At 63.5% G+C, this 16,860-nt stretch carries 14 protein-coding genes; 8 read left to right on the top strand and 6 right to left on the bottom strand.

What is annotated here, in order from left to right:
• The first annotated feature begins 218 nt into the window (after positions 1 to 218).
• On the top strand, positions 219 to 947 hold the full coding sequence (locus IVB50_RS19545) for a Crp/Fnr family transcriptional regulator (RefSeq protein WP_018454810.1): 729 nt from the start codon (positions 219 to 221) through the stop codon (positions 945 to 947).
• Here IVB50_RS19545 and IVB50_RS19550 read toward each other — a convergent pair.
• Positions 944 to 1,720, bottom strand: coding sequence for a cyclase family protein (locus IVB50_RS19550; RefSeq protein WP_247297017.1), 777 nt, complete (start codon positions 1,718 to 1,720; stop codon positions 944 to 946). The genes IVB50_RS19545 and IVB50_RS19550 overlap by 4 nt on opposite strands.
• A 322-nt stretch (positions 1,721 to 2,042) precedes the next feature.
• Between IVB50_RS19550 and IVB50_RS19555 the strand changes: the two genes are divergently transcribed.
• The 4 genes from IVB50_RS19555 (at position 2,043) to IVB50_RS19570 (ending at position 5,762) form a co-directional block, all read left to right on the top strand.
• Complete coding sequence (locus tag IVB50_RS19555) at positions 2,043 to 3,014, top strand: TRAP transporter substrate-binding protein (RefSeq protein WP_247297018.1); 972 nt, start codon at positions 2,043 to 2,045, stop codon at positions 3,012 to 3,014.
• Between the two features lie 86 nt (positions 3,015 to 3,100).
• Complete coding sequence (locus tag IVB50_RS19560; protein WP_026232817.1) at positions 3,101 to 3,649, top strand: TRAP transporter small permease; 549 nt, start codon at positions 3,101 to 3,103, stop codon at positions 3,647 to 3,649.
• A complete protein-coding gene (locus IVB50_RS19565) occupies positions 3,640 to 4,932 on the top strand; it encodes a TRAP transporter large permease (protein WP_247297019.1) in 1,293 nt (430 codons plus the stop codon). The genes IVB50_RS19560 and IVB50_RS19565 overlap by 10 nt, the downstream gene beginning before the upstream one ends.
• A gap of 23 nt (positions 4,933 to 4,955) precedes the next feature.
• Positions 4,956 to 5,762 carry an SDR family oxidoreductase gene (locus tag IVB50_RS19570; RefSeq protein ID WP_247297020.1) on the top strand — a complete coding sequence of 269 codons (807 nt, stop codon included), beginning with the start codon at positions 4,956 to 4,958 and terminating at the stop codon, positions 5,760 to 5,762.
• Positions 5,763 to 5,771: 9 nt separating this feature from the next.
• On the opposite strand, the gene IVB50_RS19575 is transcribed toward IVB50_RS19570, so the two are convergent.
• Genes IVB50_RS19575 through IVB50_RS19590 form a run of 4 tightly spaced genes read right to left on the bottom strand, consistent with a single transcriptional unit; the run spans position 5,772 to position 10,041 of the window.
• On the bottom strand, positions 5,772 to 6,470 hold the full coding sequence (locus tag IVB50_RS19575) for a substrate-binding domain-containing protein (RefSeq protein ID WP_247297022.1): 699 nt from the start codon (positions 6,468 to 6,470) through the stop codon (positions 5,772 to 5,774).
• Positions 6,467 to 8,602, bottom strand: coding sequence for a molybdopterin cofactor-binding domain-containing protein (locus IVB50_RS19580; protein WP_247297024.1), 2,136 nt, complete (start codon positions 8,600 to 8,602; stop codon positions 6,467 to 6,469). The genes IVB50_RS19575 and IVB50_RS19580 overlap by 4 nt, the downstream gene beginning before the upstream one ends.
• The gene (locus tag IVB50_RS19585; protein WP_018454802.1) at positions 8,599 to 9,069 is read right to left on the bottom strand and encodes a (2Fe-2S)-binding protein; all 471 of its coding nucleotides are present in this window, start codon (positions 9,067 to 9,069) and stop codon (positions 8,599 to 8,601) included. The genes IVB50_RS19580 and IVB50_RS19585 overlap by 4 nt, the downstream gene beginning before the upstream one ends.
• Before the next feature lie 15 nt (positions 9,070 to 9,084).
• A complete protein-coding gene (locus IVB50_RS19590; RefSeq protein WP_018454801.1) occupies positions 9,085 to 10,041 on the bottom strand; it encodes a tripartite tricarboxylate transporter substrate binding protein in 957 nt (318 codons plus the stop codon).
• Between the two features lie 252 nt (positions 10,042 to 10,293).
• Between IVB50_RS19590 and IVB50_RS19595 the strand changes: the two genes are divergently transcribed.
• Both IVB50_RS19595 and IVB50_RS19600 read left to right on the top strand, forming a co-directional pair.
• Positions 10,294 to 12,384 carry a molybdopterin-dependent oxidoreductase gene (locus tag IVB50_RS19595; RefSeq protein WP_247297025.1) on the top strand — a complete coding sequence of 697 codons (2,091 nt, stop codon included), beginning with the start codon at positions 10,294 to 10,296 and terminating at the stop codon, positions 12,382 to 12,384.
• Between the two features lie 138 nt (positions 12,385 to 12,522).
• Positions 12,523 to 13,305, top strand: coding sequence for an enoyl-CoA hydratase/isomerase family protein (locus IVB50_RS19600; RefSeq protein ID WP_247297028.1), 783 nt, complete (start codon positions 12,523 to 12,525; stop codon positions 13,303 to 13,305).
• A 47-nt stretch (positions 13,306 to 13,352) separates the two neighbouring features.
• On the opposite strand, the gene IVB50_RS19605 is transcribed toward IVB50_RS19600, so the two are convergent.
• A complete protein-coding gene (locus IVB50_RS19605) occupies positions 13,353 to 14,462 on the bottom strand; it encodes a hypothetical protein (protein WP_247297031.1) in 1,110 nt (369 codons plus the stop codon).
• Between the two features lie 1,597 nt (positions 14,463 to 16,059).
• On the opposite strand from IVB50_RS19605, the gene IVB50_RS19610 reads away from it, so the two are divergent.
• Positions 16,060 to 16,860, top strand: an 801-nt coding sequence (locus IVB50_RS19610; RefSeq protein WP_247297032.1) for an ArdC-like ssDNA-binding domain-containing protein, incomplete at its 3' end; no start/stop codon positions are given.

Raw genomic sequence — 16,860 nt, forward strand, 5'->3', positions numbered from 1 at the left:
GACGCTTGGCAGCGCCTCAACGCAAGGTGGCGTGCCGCACTTGCAACTCTGCATCGACTGGGACGCGTTGGCTCATCCTTCGGCTGCCGGCTTCACGCCTGACCGCGGCATTTTCGCCGCGTTTGCCTCAAATAGGGCGCATGCTTTCCGGTTGAAAAACTGGGCTACACTGACTACGCAGGGACCCCAGTGCCTCGCAGTCTTAGGAGCCCAGTGGCGTGCCTCAGGACAAGACCGGCGACGACCCCCGACAAGCGGCGGGGAATAAATTATCGGTCCTGCGCAAGCACCCGATCTTTGCGGATCTGGAGCCGGAGGCGCTGGATCAGCTCTGCCGTTACGCCAAGCACACCACGGTGAAGCGCGGCGCGACGATCGCCGCCAAGGGCGATCCCGGCAACAATCTGTTCGCGGTGATCACAGGGACGGTGAAGATTTCCTCGTCGTCGCCCGACGGCCGTAACGCCATTCTCAATCTGATCGGTCCCGGAGAGATCTTCGGCGAGATCGCGGTGCTCGACGGCGCCCCCAGGTCGGCCGATGCGACCGCCAACACCAATTGCGAGCTCTACATCATCGATCGCCGGGACTTCCTGCCGTTCGTGAAGAGCCAGCCGGCGCTCGCAATGAAATTCATCGAGCTGCTCTGCGCGCGCCTGCGCTGGACCAGTCAGCAGGTCGAGCAGGTGATCCTGCAAAATCTGCCGGGCCGGCTTGCGAGCGCGCTGCTCGGCCTCACCGAAGAGCGCAAGTTCGACTCCGGCAGCGGCACGCTCGCCATCACGCAGCAGGAGATCAGCGAGATGGTGGGGATGACGCGCGAGAGCATCAACAAGCAATTGCGCGCCTGGGCGGGCCGCAACTGGGTTCGCCTCGAGCACGGCGCCATCGTCGTGCTCGACATTAATGCCTTGCGCGAACTCGCCGAGAGCGGGCTCGACAGCTAGCTGTCGATGATCGCGACGGCGCGGGTCCAGCCCGCGGAGGCCCGCTCGATCTTCACCGGAAAGCACGAGACGGTGAACCCGGTCGAAGGCAGCTGGTCGAGATTGTGCAGCTTCTCGAGGTGGCAATAGCCGATGTGCCGCCCCGCCTTGTGGCCCTCCCAGATCAGGCCGGCATCTTTCGTTTCGGCATATTTCTTCGCGGTGTGGACGAACGGTGCGTCCCAGCTCCAGCCGTCGGTGCCGGTCAGCCGCACGCCGCGGTCGAGCAGATACATGGTGGCCTCGTAGCCCATGCCGCAGCCTGAGTTGACATAATCGGCTTGGCCGAACCTGGCGCCGGCGCCGGTGTTGACGACGACGATCTCCAGCGGCGACAGCGCATGCCCGATCCGCCTCAACTCCTTCTCGACGTCGTCGGCGCTCGCCACGTAGCCGTCGGGCAGATGCCGGAAGTCGAGCTTCACGCCGGGCTGAAAACACCATTCCAGCGGGACCTCGTCGATCGTCCATGACCGCTCGCCGCGATTCATGGTCGGATGGAAGTGCCAGGGCGCATCGAGATGCGTGCCGTTATGGGTCGACAGCGAGACCTGCTCGACGGCCCAGCCCTGGCCGTCCGGCAGATCCTGTGCCGTGAGGCCGTCGAAGAACTGCAGCATCCGCGGCAGGCCCTGCTGGTGATCGATGTACTGGATCGTCGGGTGATTGCCCGGCGGATCCGCCGTCACGTCGTTTCTGAGCGGCACGGAGATGTCGATCAGCTTCCGCGGCATAGGCATTCCTCGGGATGTCCCTTTTGCTTCGCAGCATCTTGAGAGGACCGCACCGGCGGCGTCAAGCAACGCGCATGAACGCTTGCAGCGTCAGACGACATATGATTTCGGAAAAACTGGACGAGGAGCCGGCTGTCTGCCCAAAGCCGGTCTGATCCATCGATGCAACTCTAGCATTGATCGATGCCGGATTTGGCTTGGACAGAGAATGCCGCGCGCCCTAGGGACGACGATGGCGCTTGACTTCACACCGGAAGTGGAGCGACCCAAGGCGGCCCGCAGCATCTGCCCAACGATATAATCACCTCAGGAGGAAGCCCAGATGAAGATACTCACCGGCATCGTCGCAGCCGCTCTGCTGGCGGTCTCAGCCCCCTTGGCGACCGCACGCGATTTCCGTTCCGCCGACATCCATCCCGCCGATTATCCGACCGTCGAGGCCGTCAAGTTCATGGGCAAGCAGCTCGCAGCGGCGAGCGGCGGCAAGCTTGGCGTGAAGGTGTTCCCCAACGGTGCGCTGGGCTCCGAGAAGGACACCATCGAGCAGCTCAAGATCGGCGCACTCGACATGATGCGGATCAACGCATCGCCCTTGAACAACTTCGTGCCGGAAACAATCGCGTTGTGCCTGCCCTTCATCTTCCGGGACACGCAGCACATGCGCACCGTCCTTGACGGGCCAATCGGCGACGAGATCCTGGCGTCCATGGCGCCCGCAGGCCTGATCGGCCTCGCCTATTATGACAGCGGCGCCCGGTCCATCTACACCGTCAAGGCACCGATAAAGTCGCTTGCGGACGTCAAGGGTCTGAAGATTCGCGTCCAGCAATCTGACCTGTGGGTCGGCATGATCCAGAGCCTCGGGGCCAATCCGACCCCGATGCCCTATGGCGAGGTCTATACCGCTCTCAAGACCGGTCTGGTGGACGCTGCCGAGAACAACTGGCCCTCTTACGAGTCCTCGCGCCACTTCGAGGCCGCCAAGTTCTACAACGTCACCGAGCACTCCCTGGCGCCCGAAGTTCTCGTGATGTCCAAGACGGTCTGGGACACGCTGAGCAAGGAGGACCAGGCGATGGTCCGCAAGGCGGCCAAGGAATCGGTGCCCGTCATGCGCAAGCTCTGGGACGAACGCGAGCAGGCCTCCCGCAAGACGGTCGAAGCGGCCGGCGTTCAAGTCGTGACGATCGCCAACAAGGCGGAATTCGTCGACGCGATGAAGCCGGTGTACGACAAGTTCGCGGGTGACGAGAAGCTGAAGAGCCTCGTCAAGCGTATCCAGGACACGAAGTAAGGCCATAGCATCGGTCCGGCGTTGCCGACTGGCGACGCCTGACCGACGCATTGGATGCGCGCAAGGAGACTTGCAAGGAGACTTGGATGACAGACCCTCACGTCGCAGACCACGAACTGGACGTAGCCGGACGCCCGTCCACCGGCTTGCTGTCCCGGATCAATGCTCCCGTCGCTCGGCTAGGGATGTATCTGTCGGTGACCGGGCTGCTCGTCATCGTCACCATCGTCTTCTACCAGGTGTTCGGACGCTACGTGCTCAATTCCAGCCCGACCTGGACGGAGAACCTTGCGTTGGTTCTGATCCTGTATGTCACGTTGATCGGCGCCGCCGTCGGCGTGCGCGATGCCGGGCATATCGGCATGGACAGTTTGCTGGTGATGCTGCCGGATCGCGCGCGGGAGAAGATCGAGCTTGTCATCCACGTCCTGGTCGCCGGCTTCGGCGTCGCGATGGCCTATAACGGCTGGATCCTCGGAGCCTCGGTCGGAACCGTGAAGATCCCCAATCTCGGGCTGCCCGAAGTCATCCGCTACGTGCCGCTGATCGCCTCCGGCGTCCTCATCGTCTCCTTTTCAATCGAGCACATCATCGCTCTCCTGCGCGGCGAAGAGGTCGTCCCCTCATGGAACTGATCATCCTCGGCGCCACTTTCTTCGGCTTCCTGGTCCTCGGCGTCCCGGTCGCCTTCGCGATCGGCCTCTCGGCGATTTGCACCATCCTCTACGAAGGCCTGCCGGTCGCGGTCATCTTCCAGCAGATGATGTCGGGGATGAACATCTTCTCCTTCCTCGCCATCCCGTTCTTCGTCTTCAGCGGTGAGCTGATGCTGCATGGCGGCGTCGCCGACAAGATCGTGCAGCTTGCCAAGAATCTCGTCGGACACATCCGCGGCGGGCTCGGCATGTCGAACGTGGTCGCCTGCACGCTGTTCGGCGGCGTCTCCGGCTCGCCCGTGGCCGACGTGTCGGCGATGGGGGCGGTGATGATCCCCATGATGAAGAAGGAAGGTTTCGACACCGACTACGCCGTCAACGTCACCACCCATGCCTCGCTGGTCGGAGCACTGATGCCGACCAGTCACAACATGATCATCTATGCGCTCGCCGCCGGCGGCAAGGTCTCGATCGGCGCGCTGATCGCCGCCGGCCTCCTGCCGGCCCTGGTGCTGATGGTGTGCATGCTGGTCGCCGCTTACGCGGTCGCGGTGAAGCGAGGCTATCCGGCCGGCAAGTTCCCGGGCTGGCCCGCGGTTTTTCGCTCGCTCGCAGCCGCTCTGCCCGGCCTTCTGATCGTCGGGATCATCCTGGCGGGCATCCTGTCCGGCGTGTTCACGGCCACCGAATCCGCAGCCGTCGCGGTCACCTACACGATCCTGCTGACGTTCTTCATCTACCGCACCATGACCTTGCCGAACTTCCTGCGCGCCGCGGCCAAGGCGGTGAAGACCACGGGCGTGGTGCTGCTGCTGATCGGCGTCTCCACCATGTTCCAGTATTTGATGGGGCTTTATGAGGTCGCCGACTTCGCCGGCGAGATGATGAGCAAGGTCTCGACGCAGCCCTGGGTCATCTTCCTGCTCATCAACGTCATCCTGTTCGTGCTGGGCACGTTCATGGACATGGCGGCGACCATCCTGATCTGCACGCCGATCTTCCTGCCGATCGCGATGAAGGCGGGCATGGATCCGGTGCAGTTCGGTATGTTGATGCTGATCAACTGCGCGCTCGGGCTGAACACCCCGCCGGTCGGGACCACGCAGTTCGTGGGCTGCGCCATCGGCGGCATCTCGGTGGGCGCGGTGATGCGCACCATCCTGCCGTTCTACGCCGCCCTGATCGCAGCTCTAATGTTCGTGACCTACGTCCCCGCCTTCTCGCTGTGGCTGCCGCGCCTGCTGATGGGCTACAAGGGATAGCAGCAATACAGGAGAATCTATCCGTGACTGACTATCGCAAGCTCTTCGATCTCACCGGCAAGACGGCCGTGGTGCTCGGCGCCGCCTCCGGCATCGGCAAGTCGTCGGCCGAGGCGCTGGCTGGGCTCGGCGCCCGTGTCGTCTGCGCCGATCGTGCGCTTGACGCCGCCGAAGCAACTGCCGCCGGCATTCGTGAGAAGGGCGGCTGGGCCGAAGCGGCTGGGTGTGACGCCGCGAGCGCTGCGGACGTCAATGCGCTGGCCAAGACCGTGATGCAGAAATTTTCGCGGCTCGACATCGCGGTGACGACGCCCGGGCTCAATATCCGCAAGACCATCCTCGATTACACCGAGGAGGATCTCGACCGCGTCCTCAACCTCAATATCAAGGGCACGGTCTGGTTCTTCCAGGCCTTCGGCCGCATCATGGTCGAGCAGAAGGGCGGCAGCATCATTGCCTGCTCCTCAGTGCGGGCGGTGACGATCGAGCCGGGCCTCGGCGTCTACGGCTCGACCAAGGCGGCGATCGGCCTGCTGGTGAAGGGCTTTGCTTCCGAGGTTGGACGCTCCGGCGTGCGCGTTAACGCGATCGCGCCGAGCATCGCCGAGACCGCGCTGACCGGCCCGTTCAAGCAGCGTCCCGACATCTACAATCTCTATGCCGGCCACACCGTGTTCAACCGCTGGAGCAGCGCCGACGAGGTCGCGACCGCCGTCGCCTATCTCGCCTCGGACGCCGCGAGCTATGTCAGCGGCAGCACGCTGTTCGTCGATGGCGGCTGGACTGCCGTCGACGGGCCGCCGACCGGCCTCACCCAGTTGCACACGTAGGGCGCTTACCTACCCGGTGAAGCCGGCGCGCTGGCGAAGCCCCTTGCGGTTTGCGCCGGTCAGCAACGCGATCAGCGCGGCCGCCTCTTGCGGATGTGCGGCCCGCGTGGTCACGCCGGCCGTGTACATCGTCACGAGCTCGCAGCCCGGCGGCAGCGCTCCTGACAGTGCGATGCCGTCGGTCGCGATGATTTCGGTGGCCTGGGTGCAGCCGATCGGATGCGCGGCGCTGGATGCCGCAAGCTCCCGCATCGCGGTCGCGCCGTTGGAAAAGATCTTGAGGTGCGAGGCGACCTCGTAGGCGATGCCGAGCTGATCCAGGACCTTTGCGACATGCTGTCCGGCGGTCGAGGCTTTCGTGTCCGGGACGTAGATCGCATCGGCGCTGCGCAATACTTCGCGCAGATCGGCTTCAGTCTTCACTGTCACCCTGGGATCGCGGCTGCGGACCGCCAGCGCGGTTTCGACTCGCCCGACATCCGAGATCGAGGCGGGACTGACGAGCTGCTCTTCGGCAAGCTTTGCAAGCAGCGCCTGCGTCAGGATCACCAGATCGGCCGCCGTCCCCGCGCGCAGCTTGTCGGCCATGATGCCGACCGCGCCGAACTTGCCGTCGATGCCGAAGCCGGTCTGCGTCTTGAAGGGATCGCTGAGGCCGCGCACCAGGCCTTGCGCCGCGCCTCCGCTCAAAATGCTCAGTGTCGTCACGATGCCAGCTCCATGGCTGCAATGATCTTGTCGCGGGTGATCGGCAGGTCGCGCACGCGCACGCCGAGGGAATCGTAAACGGCATTTGCGATCGCGGCCGTCACCGGGCCGTGGGCGGCCTCGCCGGCGCCGACGGGCTCGATCTCCGGCCGCTGCACGATCTCGACATCCACCATTGGCACCTCGCTGAAGGTGAGGATCGGATAGTCGGTCCAGGACGTCGATGTGACGCGCGTGCGGTCGAAGCGGACGCGCTCCTTCAGCACCCAGCTCGTCGCCTGGATCGCGCCGCCCTCGATCTGGTTGATGACGCCGTCCGGGTTGATGGCCTCGCCGACATCGACCGCCAGCGTCAGCCGCTTGACGCGGATGTCTTCAGTGCCTTCGGCCTCCGCAATGGCGGCGCAATAGGCCCCCGTATTCTTGTAGCGGGCGAAGCCCACGCCATGACCGATGCCGGCCTGCTTCTCCGGTTTCCACTGCGCGCGTCGTGCCGCCGCCCGGATGACGTCCTTCGCGCGTTCGTCGCGCAGATGGCGCAAGCGGAACGCGATCGGGTCTTCGCCGCGCAGGGCGGCGACCTCGTCGAGCAGGGACTCGATGGCGAACACATTGCCTTGTCCGCCGAGTGTGCGCAGCGCCGAGGTCCGCACCGGCATCGTCAGCAGCCGGTGGCTCGTGACCGTCCAGGACGGGAGGTCGTAGAGCGGAACGGAGTTGCGGTCGCCGCCGCCGCCATTGGCTGGGGGCGGATTGGTCGAGATCAAGCGCCGGTAGGGGTTCGTGATCTCGGTTGCGGCGAGCAGCGCGGGCTGCGCCGCGCGCCCCGGCCGCGCCGCGTGGCCGTTGCTCCAGATCGCGTGGCGCCAACCGACGATCTCGTTGTCCGCATCGAGATCGGCCTCGATCTCGATCGCCATCGCCGCGCCGAACGGTGCGTGGGCCATCTCGTCGTGGCGCGACCATTGTACCCGCACCGGACGGCCGCCGGCAGCCTTCGCCAGCAGCACGGCATCCAGCGCGACGTCGTCGGCGGCATTATGTCCGTAGCAGCCCGCGCCTTCTATGTGCTCGACCACGATGTTTTCTGCCGGCAGCTTGAGCACGATCGCGAGGTCGGCACGCAGCAGGTAGACGCCCTGGCTGTGGGTCCAGACATGGACACGATCGCCGTCCCATCGGGCCATCGCACAGGACGGTGCGATCGAAGCGTGCGCGATGTAGGGACGGATGTATTGCCGGCGGAGGGTGCGAGCAGCCTCCTTTATCGTTGCCGCAGTGGTCCTGCTGTCGATGACATCAGTCTCGACCGGCTGGCTCTTCAAGAACCCGGCCAGATCATTTTCATCCGGCAGCGGCTCGCCGGCCGACCATGTCGCCCCCTTGCGCAAGGCTTTCAGCGCGGCTTCCGCCGCTACCTCGCTGTCGGCAACCACGCCGGAAAAGCCGCCGTCGCGGACGATTGCGACGAGGCCGGGAACGGCTCGCGTCGCCGTCTCGTCGAGCGCGATCAGCCTGGCGCCCGAGATGTCCGGCCGCAGCACGCGTCCGTGCAGCAGGTCCGGCAGCGGACAGTCATGGATAAAGCGCGGCCGTGCCAACACCTTGTCGGGAATGTCGACGCGCTGGACCGAATGTCCGGCCACAGTGCGCTTGGGGACAATCTTCGCCGTCGCGCCCGCATTGGCGTCGCGGTCGAGCGAAACGTCGCCGGCCAACTCCCAATAGCTGGTCCTGACATTGCCGGGGCCCGAGATCGTGCCGTCATCGATCTCGAGCAGCGATGCATCGACACCGAGACGTTCGGATGCCGCGGCGAGGAAGCGCTGGCGCACCTCGGCACAGGCGTGGCGCAGCGCGCGGCCCGACTGCTGGATCGAAAGGCTGCCCGAGGTGACGCCCTCGTTCGGGCTTGCCGCCGTGGAGGCGCGGATCATCTCGATGCGGCCAATATCGACGTCGAGCTCGTCGGCTGCGATCTGTGCCAGGGCCGTGACGATGCCCTGGCCGATCTCGACTTTTCCGGGCGAGATCGCCACACGGCCGTCGCCGACGAGCTTCACCCAGGATGACAGCTTTGGATTGGCCGCAAGGCTAACCGGCAGTGTCGGGGCAGGGGACGGCGCACTCATGATGTCGCCATCTCCGCGGCCGCCCGCAACACGGCGCGGACCATGCGGTTGTGCGATCCGCAGCGGCACAGATTGCGATCAAGCGCGGTTCTCACCTCCGCCTCCGTCGGCGACGAATTGCGCTTCAGCAGCGCCGCCGCGCTGATCAGGATTCCCGATACGCAATAGCCGCATTGCATCGCCTGCTCGGAGATAAAGGCGCGTTGCAGCGGATGCGGTTGCTCCGCGGTGCCGAGGCCTTCCACCGTGACGACCTCCTTGTTGGCGACCGACCACATCGGCATGTCGCAGGAGGCCATCGCGCGATCACCGACCATGACATGGCAGGCGCCGCACTCGCCGGCCCCGCAGCCGAAATGCGGACTTGTGACGCCGAGCCGGCCGCGCAGCACATCGAGCAATGTCTGATGCGGATCGGCATCCACGGCCGCCGCCGTGCCGTTGAGCTGGAATTGAATGGTCGGCATTGTCGCGCTACGGCCTCAGGACTTGTCGAACTTCTTGACCACGTCCGCCCATTTCTCGATGTCGCCGCGCAGGAACTTGTCGAATTCCTCCGGCGTCATCGACATGGGCACCGCGCCCTGCGCAGTCCAGAGTTTGACGATGTCGGGCCGCTTCACCATTGCGTTCACGGCGGCATTGAGCTTGTCGATTACGGGTTTCGGCGTGCCGGTCGGAGCCATTAGGCCGAGCCAGATCGTGGCTTCATAGCCAGATACGCCCGCCTCGATCGCTGTCGGCACGTTCGGCAGCACGGCTGAGCGCTGCTTGCCGGTGGTCGCGAGCGCGCGGACCTGGTTCTCGCCGATGTTCGGCGCCATCGCCGGCACCGCGTCGATCATCATCTGCACCTGCCCGCCGATCACGCCGCTGCGCGCCTCGCCACTGTTGCGGTAAGGAACATGGACGAGATCGATGCCGGCCATGGCTTTGAATAGCTCGCCGGCCATGTGATAGGGCGTGCCCTGGCCGGACGAGGCGTAGTTCAATTTGCCCGGCTGCGACTTGGCGAGGGCGACGAACTCCTGCAGCGTCTTCGCTGCGACTTGCGGGTTCACCACGATGACGAGATCGGAAGAGTTCACCGGTGCGATCGGCGCGAGGTCGCGCATCAGCTCGTATTTGCGCTTGTCCGGCGTCAGCAGCGATTCGTTTGCGGTCTGGGTGTTGGACATCATCAGCAGCGTGTAGCCGTCGGCGGGCGACTTCGCCGCTTCGACCGTGCCGATGACGCCGCCCGCGCCGGTGCGGTTCTCGATCACGAAGGGGTGCCCAAAACTCTCCTGGAGCGCATTGCCGATCTGCCGGGCCGCGACATCGGCCGGCCCGCCGGCGCCGAAGGGCACGACGATCCGGACCGCGTGGTTGGGATAGTCTTGCGCCAGGGACGGTGCTACGGAGCATGCGCTGAGCAGGCCGGCAGCCAGCGCCAGCATGAATTGTCGGGCCGTCACACCCACCTCCCTGATGTCGTTCTTCTTGGTAAGCACTGTAGCGGCAGGGGAGGCGGACTGTCGACGCCTCACAAGGCCGATGTTGTCTGGAATATCCGGCGGTTTTCGGTGTGGCGGGTCCGCTCTTCGCGGTCGCGGCAGGAACCGGCGGCGCACGCGGTCTGAGCAAATCGCATGGGCGTTGCCGGATAAATACCCTCGGCTGACAGGTATTTTGGTGTTACCAAATTGGACATGAACCAGCACGCCAAGATCGAAATCCGCCATTCGACCTGTCCGCATGATTGCCCGTCGGCCTGTGCCCTCGACATCGAGGTGGTCGAGGGGCGCAGCATCGGTCGTGTCCGCGGTTCGAAAAAGCAGACCTATACGGCCGGCGTGGTCTGCGCCAAGGTCGCCCGTTATGCCGAGCGTATCCATCATCCCGATCGGGTGACGTATCCCATGCGCCGCGCCGGGCCGAAGGGCTCCGGCCAATTTGCGCGGATCAGCTGGGACGAGGCGCTGGACGAGATTGCGGATCGCTTCAACCAGGCCGAGCGCGAATTCGGCGCGGAGTCAATCTGGCCCTATTATTACGCCGGCACAATGGGGCTGGTGATGCGCGACGGTCTCAACCGCCTCACCCATGTGAAGAAATATTCGCGGTTCTATCAGACCATCTGCGCCAATGTCGGCCGCATCGGGTTCGCGATCGGCACCGGCAAGATCGCCGGCGTCGATCCGCGCGAGATGGCGCTGTCCGATCTGGTGGTGATCTGGGGCACCAATCCCGTGAACACGCAGGTCAACGTAATGACGCACGCTGCCCGGGCGCGGAAGGAGCGTGGCGCCAAGATCGCGGCCGTCGACATCTACGACAACGAGACCATGAAGCAAGCGGATATCAAGATCATCCTGCGGCCCGGCACCGACGGCGCGTTCGCTTGCGGCGTGATGCATGTCCTGTTCCGCGACGGCTATGCCGATCGCGCCTATATGGACAAGTACGCCGACTGCCCTGACGAGCTCGAGGCGCATCTCAAGACGCGCACGCCCGAATGGGCGTCGGCGATCTCGGGCGTGCCGGCGGCGGAGATCGAGGCTTTTGCCAAACTGGTCGGCGAGACCAAGCGGACCTTCTTCCGGCTCGGCTACGGCTTCACCCGCTCGCGCAACGGCGCGGCGCAGATGCATGCTGCGAACTGCATTCCCGCGGTGACCGGCGCCTGGCAATATGAAGGCGGCGGCGCCTTCTTCAACAATTACGCGCTGTGGCACTTCAACGAAGCCATCATCGAAGGCCACGACGCCATCGACCCAGCTATCCGCGCGCTTGACCAGTCGCAGATCGGCCGCATCCTGACCGGCGATTCCAAGGCTCTGCACGGCAAGGGTCCGGTCAAGGCGCTGCTGATCCAGAACACCAACCCGATGACAGTGGCGCCAGAGCAGGCACTCGTGCGGCAGGGGTTTGCGCGCGAGGATCTGTTCGTCGCGGTGCACGAGCAGTTCATGACCGAGACGGCTGAGATGGCCGACATCGTGCTGCCGGCGACGATGTTCATGGAACATGACGATCTCTATTACGGTGGCGGCCACCAGCACATCTCGGTCGGCCCGAAGCTGATCGACCCGCCCGGGGAATGCCGCTCCAACCACGAGGTGTTACAGGCGCTGGCGCCGCGGCTTGGCGCCAGTCATCCGGGGTTCGAGCTGACGCCGCGCGAGTTGATCGACGCGACGCTGAAGCTCAGCGACCACGGCGACATTGCCGGCCTCGAAGCCGACCTCTGGCGCGACCTGCAGCCGGATTTCCGCACGTCGCATTATCTCGACGGATTCGCCCACGCCGACAGGAAATTCCATTTCAAAGCGGATTGGGCGCATCCGCCGTTCGGCCAGACGATGGGTGACTTCGACAAGATGCCGTCGCTGCCGGACCATTGGGCCGTGATCGAGCATTCCGACCAGGCCCATCCGTTCCGGCTTGCCACGAGCCCGTCGCGCAGCTTCCTCAACACCACCTTCAACGAGACGCCGTCCTCCCAGGCGCGCGAGGGCAAGGCGAGCGTGATGATCCATCCCCTGGATGCGGCCGCGCTCGACATCGCCCATGGCGACGCCGTGACGCTCGGCAACACCCGCGGCGAGACAGCGCTGATCGCCACGCTGTTCGAGGGCGTGCGCCGGGGCGTGCTGATCGCGGAGTCGGTTCATCCCAACAAGAACCATATCGGTAACCGCGGCATCAACATGCTGACGGGCGCGGACACCATCGCGCCGATCGGCGGCGCCGCTTTCCACGACAACAAGGTCTGGATCAGGAAAGCGGTGGCGGCCTGATCCGCAACATGCCTTCGATCGTGTTACAGTTTGTGTCGAGACGCTAAAGCGGCGCCGCGCCGCAAATTGCCCTTGCACCTTTGGCCCGAGCTGCCGCAAATGGCTGCAAAACGGAGAGCCCAAGGAAGCGAGCGCGCCATGACCGACACCACAGCCGTGATCACCGAGAAGCGCGGGCAGGCGCTCTGGATCACCATCAACCGCCCCGAGAAACGCAATGCGCTGAATGGCGAGGTCATCGCTGGCATCACGCGCGGCTATCGCGACGCGCATGACGACAAGGACGTGCGCGTCATCGTGCTGACGGGCGCGGGCGACAAGGCGTTCTGCGCCGGTGCGGACCTGCAGAACTCCGGCGCGGCTTTCGCGATGGATCATTCGAAGCCGAATGTCGACTATGCCGATCTGCTACGCTTGTCGCAGAACGCGACCAAGCCCGCGATCGCGCGCCTCAGTGGCGTCTGCATGGCAGGTGGCATGGGCCTGCTCTGCATGACCGACATGGCCGTCGCCGCCGATCACGTCATCTTCGGCCTGCCGGAAGTGAAGGTCGGCGTGTTCCCGATGCAGGTGTTGAGCCTGTTGCAGTCGATCGCGCCACCGCGCCTCGTCAACGAATGGGCGTTGACCGGGGAGCCGTTCGACGCGAAAGCGGCATTGGCAGCAGGCCTGCTGAACTACGTCGTGCCCACGGCCGAGCTGGATGCCAAGGTGGACTGGCTGATCGGCCGCATCGTCGACAAATCCCCGACCGCGATCCGTCGCGGCAAATACGCGATGCGCGCCATCGCCTCGATGTCGTTCGACGAGAGCATCGCCTACACCGAAAGCCAGATCGCTCTGCTCGCCATGACCGAGGATGCCAAGGAAGGGCTGAAGGCGTTCAGCGAGAAGCGCAAGCCGGTGTGGACGGGAAAATAGGCGATCCTTTCAGCGCATTGATCGTGCTGCCATCGGCCGACATGCCTTTATTCCGAGGGGAGATTGGCGTTTAGCCGAATAAGGAGAGATCTCGTCCGCTCTTCGCGACGCTTTTTTGTGGCAATGATCAACTGCCTGGCCGTACGCTTGGCGTAGGTTGGCAGTTGGCGACTTGATCTATGACGACCAGCCGCGCGCAACTCTGCATCCGTGAGATCGCTGTCGGCGCCCTCGGTAAATCCTCCGTGTCGGAAAGACCTAAAAGAAAGCTCCTGACGTAGGCCAGCCTCTGTGATGATGGTTTTTACCACACTACGGAGATAGCGGAGGTCCTTGCGTGGGGTAATCCATGGTAGCGGGATTGCCGACTGACGATGCGCATGATCACGACGGAATACCAGACCGGAGAGGGTGGTACTCTTGATCTCGTCGAGTTCCTCCATAAGCTCAGGAAAGAGAGGGGTGCCGGTTTCGTCCGTTAGGGGCCACCAGGCCTCCTCTCCATTCTTCGGATGCACGATTCTGACGCTATTTGGCCGCTCGATGGGGCGATAATGCGAAATGTCGAAGGCGCCAAAGACGTGCTGCTCTCGTTGCAGCCACTCCCACGACAGTAGAGCAGCTGTTGCGATCGAGCGGTAATCAAGTCTTCTCGCGGCAGCTCTGAAGGCGACGAGTTCATCCCAAGTTGCGGTCGGTGTGGGCTCTATCGGCCGCCCAGGCGGATGAGATCTTAATCCCATCCGCGAAAACGGATTGGTCGCTGGTACGATCCTTTCTTGAGCACGCTGACCAACGAACCAAGCCCGGCGGCAGGACGCCATAGCCATATTTACATAGCGACGGCGCTCGCGAACGACGACCTCTCCACTGTTATCGACTTTCGTCACGAACAATAATTTTCGATAAACTGCGTCGACGAACGCCTTGGTGAAATCGGAAAGCTGCTTAGACCCAACGCGACTTCCATCTTTCAGCTCGTGATTGGCGAACAGTGCGAGACTTTTTGTGTAGTGCCGCTGTGTAGTGCTTTCGATTTCTGTCCACTTCTGGTGAGCTTGGAAGACGCCGACGAGCCAATCGAACGTGCCGGGTTCGATAGTCGCCGGCGCGATGTCGCTTAGACCCCGTGAGTGCCAACTGTCGAACGCCGGCAAGAGAACTTTCTCTACCCGCTCGACGGCACTTGCGTAATCGCAGCCCAGAGCTTCAGGGTTTAAATCGCAGCCCTGTCGGCGAGCCCAGGTTGGGGGTTCAAAATAGTAGGCTATTCTATTCTTCGCCAATATTTTGCGGCGACAATACCGAGGCAGACGCGGTGCCTTCCCAAGCGATATCACACCAGGCATAAAAGATCTTCCCCCTGCTTAAGATCTCCTTTTCCGATCGATGCTGCGAAGTGATCCATAGTCGCCTTCGACCAAACTGGCTGGCGCAGGCGCCTTGTTCCGCGAAAGCCGATTGGTGGGGGTGCGTCTCCTCGGCTGATCGCGCGCATGAGTTCGCTTGTGTCTCCAAAGTCAAGGTAAGCGGCGGCCATGTCCGCTCTCATCATCGTGGGCCAGGTTCCAGCGAGAGGGTAGCGGGCAGGTAGTGCGGTGCGCGGCGAGACTAAGCGGTTTGATCTCACTGCTGAATGCCCGTGGTGTAACATGTGCTGATTTCACTGACGAACGAGACGGGATCTGGTCGATCCAGATTGCTCTTCGCCCCTGGTCGGGGGAGCGAGAGTTCGGATTGCGGATTAAGCGGAGTGTTACGGCCAATGAGTTTGCACCTCTACTGCGAAGCGCGGCCGGGCGGGAAAAGGCTGGATTGGCGTGCGAAAAGGAAGCCTTTGGTGTGTAGTTCTCCAAGAAAGCCAATGTCGCTCGCGAAAGAAAAGGGGAACAGTTGCGGCGCTCCGTTGGCAGGGGCCGGTATCCCGCAGGCAGCTGCTTTGGATGATAGGTCAATAGTCAATCCGACAGGTCCGATGGGAGACTTGTATCGAAGCCTTCGGATCGCTTTCGAACGTCGGAATTTGAACGTGTGGGTTGGACTAAGCAGGCTATGGTTGCTGGGGTGAGCACTGCTCGGCCGGCCATTGTTCAAATGGTTCAATTGTCACTCACGTATTAGGACTGAATATTTGCATATCGCGACGCGCTTGAGCCGGATGGACAATGCAAGGCCGAATGCCCCGAACTGCGCCGGGATGGGTAAATAGGGACTAAGGTATTTTTCGACGCGCCGACGAATTCACGCGACGAAACGAGGTCCTCTGGTCAAGCCCTGGCGAGTTCTCCCGTTTGCGCGTGCGGCTGCGCCGCAACGGGCTCTTGTGAACCGAGCCGCGCTGCGTCTCGGCCATCCGGCTTCGATCCCTCGCGCAGGGATAGCGGAGCTCCTCGCTGGGGGCACTCGGAAAAGGGGCTCGCCTTGCGGCGATCGCTATCACTGCCCCGTTCCCGGGTGCCGCTATTAAACCGGTCTCGTCGCTGCACTCGGATCCGCGTGCCCCTTCGGGTCGCTATGCTCACGCTCTCCGGGTGCCATTTTCCATAGGGCGATACGCCCCTGGCGCACGCCTGGTGGGGCCTCCGGCCCCGGTAGCTCAACTCAATTTCCATGAAGATACGATGGAAGGCGGGCTGCGTTACAGATTTCGCATTCTCTCAATTAGGAGGAGAGAGTCAGAGTGTCGGCCGGGTTTTGCCATGACGGGTTACAGGCTGCGAGAGAGGCTCGCGGTCCCCGTCGCGGAGACCCGCGATGTCCAGACACTATCTTCGGGCGCGCACCGGTGAGGACCGGGCAAGCCTTTATGACGACGTCACCAACAAGATCATCGCCGAGCTGGAGGCTGGCCGAGTGCCGTGGGTGCAGCCTTGGGGCACGGCGGCGGCGAAGGCGCCTTTGGCCATGCCGAAAAGCGCAGCATCCGGCCGTCAATACAGCGGCATTAACATTTTATTTCTCTGGGGTGCCGCGACCGAACACGGATTTACAGGGCAGAGCTGGCTTACCTTCCGCCAGGCGCTGTCGCTCGGTGGTCACGTCCGCAAGGGCGAGCGCGGCACGACCGTCGTCTACGCCGACCGCTTCGTGCCGGTGGACGAAAAACGCCGCGCACATGAGACCGGTGAGGAAGCGCAGGGCATTCCGTTCCTCAAGCGCTTCACGGTCTTCAACAGCGATCAATGTGACGGCCTGCCGCCAGAGATCGCAAAAACGGCGCCACCTCCGCCGCCAGGCCTGATCGAGCCGCAGGTGGAATACCTGATCAAGGCGACCGGCATCGACTTCCGCATCGGCGGCAACCGTGCCTTCTATATGCCGACGGAAGACTATGTGCAGGTGCCGCCTCCGCAGGCCTATTTTGAACCAATCAATTGGCATCGAACGGCCCTCCACGAGCTGGCGCATAATGCCGCGATCCAGATTATGCCGCATGGCCTCTGTTGTAGGCTGGATATCCCGGTGTTGGCCATGCGGCTGTTCGGCATAATCAGAGCCCTTCAAGGAACGCGAGCAGTTTGTCGTCCGGCCGGAACCGACCCGGCGGCGCGGATG

Origin of the sequence: Bradyrhizobium sp. 87 (genome assembly GCF_023073015.1) — a bacterium.
Lineage (GTDB): Bacteria > Pseudomonadota > Alphaproteobacteria > Rhizobiales > Xanthobacteraceae > Bradyrhizobium > Bradyrhizobium canariense_D.

What these genes read in the sequence shown, in the direction of transcription:
- IVB50_RS19585 (WP_018454802.1), bottom strand. Translation starts at nt 9,069, where the DNA reads ATGCCGACCATTCAATTCCAGCTCAACGGCACGGCGGCGGCCGTGGAT.
- IVB50_RS19580 (WP_247297024.1), bottom strand. Translation starts at nt 8,602, where the DNA reads ATGAGTGCGCCGTCCCCTGCCCCGACACTGCCGGTTAGCCTTGCGGCC.
- IVB50_RS19600 (WP_247297028.1), top strand. Translation starts at nt 12,523, where the DNA reads ATGACCGACACCACAGCCGTGATCACCGAGAAGCGCGGGCAGGCGCTC.
- IVB50_RS19590 (WP_018454801.1), bottom strand. Translation starts at nt 10,041, where the DNA reads ATGCTGGCGCTGGCTGCCGGCCTGCTCAGCGCATGCTCCGTAGCACCG.
- IVB50_RS19595 (WP_247297025.1), top strand. Translation starts at nt 10,294, where the DNA reads ATGAACCAGCACGCCAAGATCGAAATCCGCCATTCGACCTGTCCGCAT.
- IVB50_RS19565 (WP_247297019.1), top strand. Translation starts at nt 3,640, where the DNA reads ATGGAACTGATCATCCTCGGCGCCACTTTCTTCGGCTTCCTGGTCCTC.
- IVB50_RS19555 (WP_247297018.1), top strand. Translation starts at nt 2,043, where the DNA reads ATGAAGATACTCACCGGCATCGTCGCAGCCGCTCTGCTGGCGGTCTCA.
- IVB50_RS19560 (WP_026232817.1), top strand. Translation starts at nt 3,101, where the DNA reads ATGACAGACCCTCACGTCGCAGACCACGAACTGGACGTAGCCGGACGC.
- IVB50_RS19550 (WP_247297017.1), bottom strand. Translation starts at nt 1,720, where the DNA reads ATGCCGCGGAAGCTGATCGACATCTCCGTGCCGCTCAGAAACGACGTG.